Source organism: bacterium (genome assembly GCA_036524115.1).
GTDB lineage: Bacteria > JAUVQV01 > JAUVQV01 > JAUVQV01 > DATDCY01 > DATDCY01.
This window is the reverse complement of the sequence record DATDCY010000035.1, coordinates 1-5,759: the sequence shown is the minus strand read 5'-3', so window position 1 is coordinate 5,759 and position 5,759 is coordinate 1. Positions and strand designations below refer to the sequence as shown.

Genomic DNA, 5,759 nt, shown 5'->3' with positions numbered 1-5,759 from the left:
GGGCAGGCCGCCGGGCGCCGCGGTGAGGGCCAGGGTCGCGGGGGTCTGCACGTCGAGGGGCACGCCGCCGAGCCACGCCGCCCCGGCCTGCGCCTGCACGCCGATCGCGGCGTCGCCGGCCGAGAGGACGAGCCCTTCGGTGAGCGCGTCCTCCTCGCCCTCGGCGGCGACCAGCGCGATGCTCCCCGGCGAAGCCTGGAGGACCGGCCCCGGGAAGAGCCCCACCGAGGGGTCGCCGTAGAGGTTGAAGTCCATGAAGTTCATCCAGGCGGTGTCCGAGACGGCGCCCAGCGCCGGGTCGCCCTTGGCCAGCGCCAGCGCGCGTCCCGCGGCCTCGCCCGCGGTCAGGAGCGAGAGGTAGCGGTAGCCGAGCCCGGCGTTGCTCGTCGAGAGACGGAAGTCCTGCTGCCCGACGGCGTACCAGGAGACGCGGCTGGCGGCCACCGTGGCGATCGCGCCGTTCTTCAGGAGCTGGTAGGCGAGGTTCGCGTCGGTCTCCGGGTAGCCGTTGAGGCAGGCGGTCTCGTAGACGAACGCCGGCGTCGCGTCGTTGAGCGCGGCCGTCGGCGCCACGAGCAGGTCGCCGTCCCACGCCCCCGTGTAGCCGACGAGCGTGCGCGTCGCCGAGCCGTGCCCCCAGTAGGCGACCACGCCGTAGGGCACCGCGGCCCAGCGCTCGGCGGCCGTCCCCCCGCGCAGTTCGGCGTCGGGCGTGAAGACCGAGGCCGCGCCGCCCGCGCTCCCCTCCTGGTAGAGCGACCACGGCGAGAACCCGCGGCCGAGCAGGTAGTCGCCCTTCATCTGCTCTGCGAGCCAGGCGCCGTCGGTGTACGCGTCGGAGAAGCTCATCGGCAGCAGCGCCGAGCGGCGCCAGGAGAGGTCGCCCGGGTCCGTCTCGTAGGCGATGACCTTGCGCAGGATCGCGTCGAGCGTGGCGACGTCGCCGCCGTACACGGGGATGCGGCCGACGAAGAGCTCGGGCACGAAGTCCACGCCGCCCGGGCCGCCGTCGTGGCGGAACTCGCCGGGGTAGCCGTCGGCATCGAGGTCCCAGGAGCCCGAGAGGTCGGCGTAGAACGCGTCGGTGGGCGCGTCGAGGTACGTGGTGTTGGTCGTCGCGCCGCGCCGCGGCCAGGCGCGCAGCATTGGCACGTCCCCGCTCTCGGGGGTCGGGTCGCCGACGAGGAGCAGGTAGCGGGCGCCCAGCGCCGAGGCGTTGGCGCGCAGCCACTCGCGGATCGCGTTGGCCCGCTGCCTGCCCGCCGCCGCGGCGCCGAAGTCATCCTCGGTGGCGATCCGCACGGGCAGGCCGCGCGAGGCCTTGTGCGCGGCGAACTCGGCCAGCACCGCGCTGGCGGCGGCGGTCGCCTTCGTCGTGACGACCAGGTACGCCGCCTGCGGCGTCCCGTCGCTCTCGATCGCCGCCGCGGCGCTCTCGCGGCCGGCGGCGGTCCTGAGCCGGGACGCCGAACGCTTCGCCTCCACAGACCAGCTCCGGGCCCGCCCCGCGTTCGCAATCTGCAGCTCGTCGGCCGTCGCGGCCGCCGCTCGCGGCGCGCGTCGCGCGCTCTCGGCGGTTCCCGCCGGCGCGGGTTCGAATTCGACCTCCGCGACCACGCGGCGGGTGTGGGTGAGCGCGCCCGTCGCCGGCCGGTACTGGAGGGGACGGAAGGCCACGCGGACGAGAGCGACGTCCCCGAGGGCCGACGGGCGCTCCAGCGCGAGGGGTGCCGGCGGCCAGGGTGCGTCAGTCTCGTACACGGCGAGGTCCCTGCCGTCGCGGACCTTCCGGCTGCCCCCCCATTCCGTGATCATCGTGCCGTCGACGAAGGTCGCCGCGGGCGGCGCGGGCGCCACGGCGTGGCGCCCCGGCAACTCGGCCGCGTCCGCCTCGAGGATGCGCAGGCGTGCGGTCCCGGGGTCTGCGCCCGGCGGCACGGCGAGCGTGACGATCCGCTCCGGCAGCTGCGGCCTGCCCGCGTCGTCGGTGAGACCGAAGCCGGTCAGCGCGACGTCCGCCGCGCCGCCCCGTCCCACGCGCAGCGATGGCGCGGGCGCCTCGAGGGCCAGCGGCAGGGCGAGCGACGCCGCGACCGCGGTGGTCAGCGCGGGGCGCGTCGACTGGTGCGGGTCGTGGCAGTCGCCGCAGGCGGTGATTGCGCTGGCGCGCCCGATGTTCGACTCATAGAGGTGCCGGGCGGCGGCAGCCGGGTCATGGCAGGTGCCGCAGCGCTCTCCGTCGCGCCGTGCGGCGCGCGCCGACGGCGTGCCGTGGGGGTCGTGGCAGGCGGTGCACTCGCCGAGCGCGGCCGGCTCGTGGCGCCGGGGGAGGGTGTCGACGCGCGCGTGGCAGCGCTGGCACGTCTCGCCCGGGGCCATGCCGACGAAGAAGCCGTCGCGCTCCCAGCCCGGGTGGCAGACGGCGCACTGCGCCGCGTCGTTGGTCAGGTGCGGGGTCCAGGTGGCGGACGCGGGCCGCGCCACCAATCGCAGCGGCACCTCGCGGCCGCCGGCGGCGACCGTCACCGTGGTGGCCCCGGGGGCGAGCCGGACGCGGGCGACGAAGCCGCCGCGGACCACGGGGGCCGCGAACGTTTCGCGACCGGTGCTGACGCGAACCTCCACCAGGGAGCGGTTTGCCACGGTGCCGGCGACGACCGTCTGTCCCGCGGCGATGACGGCGCCCTCGGGCGGGAACGTGAATGCCACAGCCGGCGGCTCGCGCTCCGGCATGCCGTCCGGGTGACAGGCGCGGCAGAGCGGCGCACCGGGCGGGCGGCGCAGCAGCCAGCGGTTCGGCCCGTCCACGGCGTGCGGGTCATGGCACGAGGCGCACGTCAGGCGCCCGGCGGCGTCAAGGGGCATGTCCGCGGGAATGCGCATCGAGGGGACCATGCCGACCCGGTGGCCGATTCCCCCGCGCTCGCGCTCGTGGCAGGCGAGGCACAGGGAGGCGATGTCCCGACGGAAGGCGTCATCCCTGAGGAACGCCCCGTCGCGCGAGGGGAAAAGGTGGCAACTGCCGCACTGATCCTCCTGGAAGAGATGCCCCTGGACAGAGGCGGACGCAGTGGCTCCGGGCAGGCGGAGCCCGAAGACGAGCAGGGCTGCGGGCAGACCTGCGGCGGGCACCATTCGCCTGAGGCGCACAAGAAGCGTATACAATGTATGCGTCCCCTTTGGGGTCACACACTACACTTGGCAATAGTATAAGTCCAGCAACACTTTTTTGTCACTAAACGAGTCTCATAACATCATAGGCGGTTGTCTGCGGGGCGGGGTGCCGGCGCCTCGGGATGCATCGAAGGCGGAACATTCCGCGGCGGGCCGTTGTCCACGGGATTGTCAGCACATGCGAGAGGAGGCTGGTGCACATGAAGCGCATTGTCGGAATGATTCTCATCGCGGCCCTGCTCGTCGCCTGGGGGCCCCGCCCCGCGGTCGCGGGCTCGGCGGCCCGCCACCGCTGGCAGGGCGCCGCGATCGCTCTCGGGGCGCTCGGACTCCTGGCGGTGATCGGCGACGCCGCGCAGGCGCAACCCGTGGCGGTCGGTGTGGGCGTCGGGGTTCCCGTTCCGATCTATCCCGCCCCCGTGTACTGTCCGCCGCCGCCCCCGCCGCCGGTCTACGTGCCCGCGCCGCCGACGCGCTACTGGGTGCCCGGCTACTGGGACTACGTCGATGTCTGGGTGCCGGCGGCGATCGTGATCGGCGCCACCTGGGGCGGCTGGGGAGACCACGACGACCGCTACCGCGGCTACGCGCGCGGCGGGCGGCACGATCACGGACGGTACGGCTACGACGCGGGCAGAGGGCGCGGCCACTACGAGCGGCGCCGCGTCTGGAGGGAAGGGCACTACCGCTAGCCGCCGCCGAGCTGGCCGCAGGCGGCGCCGATCTCGCCGCCGCGGCTGCGCCGGATGAACGCGGCGCAGCCGGCGCCCCGCAGCCGCGCCTGGAAGGCGTGCACCGCCGCCTCCGCGGGCGCGGCGAAGGGCAGCCCGGAGTGCGGGTTGAAGGGGATCAGGTTCACCGTGCAGCGCAGGCCCCGGAGCAGGTGCGCGAGTCGCGCCGCCAGCGCCGGCGAGTCGTTCACGCCCCCGAGCAGCACGTACTCGATCGTGATCGGCCTCCTGCCGGTCGGGTAGCGCCGCAGCGCCGCGATCAGCTCGCGCAGCGGGTAGTTCCGGTTCACCGGCATCAGCCGCGAACGCAGCGCGTCCTCCGGGGCGTTGAGGGACACCGCGAGCTTCACCTGCGGCAGCGTCTTCCCGAGCCAGTCGATCCCCGGCACGATCCCCGCCGTCGAGACCGTCACCTTTCCCGCGGCGATGCCGCCGCCCTCCGCCGAGATCAGGAACCGCAGCGCCTCCTCGAGCCCCGCCCGGTTCAGGAGGGGCTCGCCCATCCCCATGAAGACCAGGTTGGTCACCCGCCGCCCGCGCGGCAGGGCGCGCCGGCCCGCGAGCCACTGGTCGACGATCTCCGACCAGTGCAGGCTGCGGGTGAGGCCGAGCGCCCCGGTGCGACAGAAGGCGCACGCGAGCGGGCACCCGGCCTGGGACGAGAGGCACTGGGTGACCCGGGCCGGCTCGGGCATCAGCACCGTCTCGCACGCCGCCCCGTCCGCGAAGCGCAGCAGCAGCTTGACGGTCCCGTCGGGGGCGGCGAGGCGGTCCACGACCTCGGGCGCGCCGATGGTGGAGCGGGCCGCCAATTCCTCGCGCACACGCCGGGGCAGCGAGGTCAGTCCGCCGATCTCCGTGACGCCCTTGGCGTAGAGGAAGCGGCGCACCTCGTCGGCCTGCCACGGCGGCTGCCCCAGCTCGCCGAGCAGCGCGACGAGCTCCTCGCGGGAGAGCTTCTTCAGGTCGGGCAGCGCCCCGTCCGTCATGGTCGCGCAGCGGCGAGGCCGGCGAGGTGGCCCGTGGTGAACGCCGCCTGGAGGTTGTAGCCGCCGGTGTCGCCGTCCAGGTCGAGGACTTCGCCCGCGAAGAAGAGGCCGGGGACCAGGCGCGACTCGAGCGTCCGCGGGTCGACTTCGCGCAGGTCGACGCCGCCGGCTGTTGCCATCCCCTGCGCGATCGGGAGCGTCCCGGTCGCCGTCAGCGGGAACGCGTGCAGCAGCCGCGCGATCGCCGCGCGGGCCGCGATGCCCGCCCGCCCCGGCGGGAGCGCCCCGTCGAGGCCCGCGGCCTCGAGGAAGACCGGGACGAGCTGGCGCGGCAGCAGCGTCGCGAGGAGCGCCGAAAGCGTGCGGTGCGCGGCCGGGGCGAACTCCCGCTCGAGCCGCGCCTGCAGCTTCCCCTCGTCGAGCGCCGGCTTGAGGTTGATGACGAGCGGCACCGGCGCGGCCTCCGCCAGGGCGCCGATGCGCCCGCTGACCGGGAAGACCGCGGGCCCGGAGATCCCGAACGGGGTGAAGTGCACCTCGCCGAAGGAATCGAGCGCCGGCGCGCCTGCGGGCTGCGCAAGCAGGCGCACGTTGCGCAGCCGCAGTCCGGCCAGCTTCTTGAGGAAGGCTTCGCGGCAGACGACCGGGACGAGCGCCGGCCGCGGCGGGACGATGCGGTGCCCGAGAGCGGCCGCGATGCGGTAGCCGTCGCCGCGCGAGCCGGTCTGCGGGTAGGAGGCGCCGCCGACGGCCAGCACGACCCGCGCGGCCGCGAGCGCAAAGCCCTCCCCGGAGACGGTGAAGCCCCCGTCGGCGCGCTTGATCGCCGCCACGCGCCGGCGCGTCAGCAGGCGCACGCCGCGCC

Annotated in this window: 4 protein-coding genes; 1 reads left to right on the top strand and 3 read right to left on the bottom strand. The window is 75.0% G+C overall.

The window, feature by feature from the left end:
- A partial coding sequence (locus tag VI078_01590) for a C25 family cysteine peptidase (protein ID HEY5997981.1) occupies nt 1-3,135 on the bottom strand: 3,135 nt, incomplete at its 3' end.
- A 239-nt stretch (nt 3,136-3,374) separates the two neighbouring features.
- On the opposite strand from VI078_01590, the gene VI078_01585 reads away from it, so the two are divergent.
- Complete coding sequence (locus VI078_01585) at nt 3,375-3,866, top strand: hypothetical protein (protein ID HEY5997980.1); 492 nt, start codon at nt 3,375-3,377, stop codon at nt 3,864-3,866.
- Here the strand turns inward: VI078_01585 and rlmN are convergent.
- Together rlmN and VI078_01575 are read right to left on the bottom strand one after the other, a co-directional pair.
- On the bottom strand, nt 3,863-4,894 hold the full coding sequence (gene rlmN / locus VI078_01580; protein HEY5997979.1) for a 23S rRNA (adenine(2503)-C(2))-methyltransferase RlmN: 1,032 nt from the start codon (nt 4,892-4,894) through the stop codon (nt 3,863-3,865). The genes VI078_01585 and rlmN overlap by 4 nt on opposite strands.
- On the bottom strand, nt 4,891-5,759 hold an 869-nt coding region (locus VI078_01575), incomplete at its 5' end, for an aminoacetone oxidase family FAD-binding enzyme (GenBank protein HEY5997978.1). The genes VI078_01575 and rlmN, both read right to left, overlap by 4 nt.

Bases quoted from the DNA above. Each gene is read 5' to 3' on its own strand.
- VI078_01585 (HEY5997980.1), top strand. From the start codon at position 3,375: ATGAAGCGCATTGTCGGAATGATTCTCATCGCGGCCCTGCTCGTCGCC.
- rlmN (HEY5997979.1), bottom strand. From the start codon at position 4,894: ATGACGGACGGGGCGCTGCCCGACCTGAAGAAGCTCTCCCGCGAGGAG.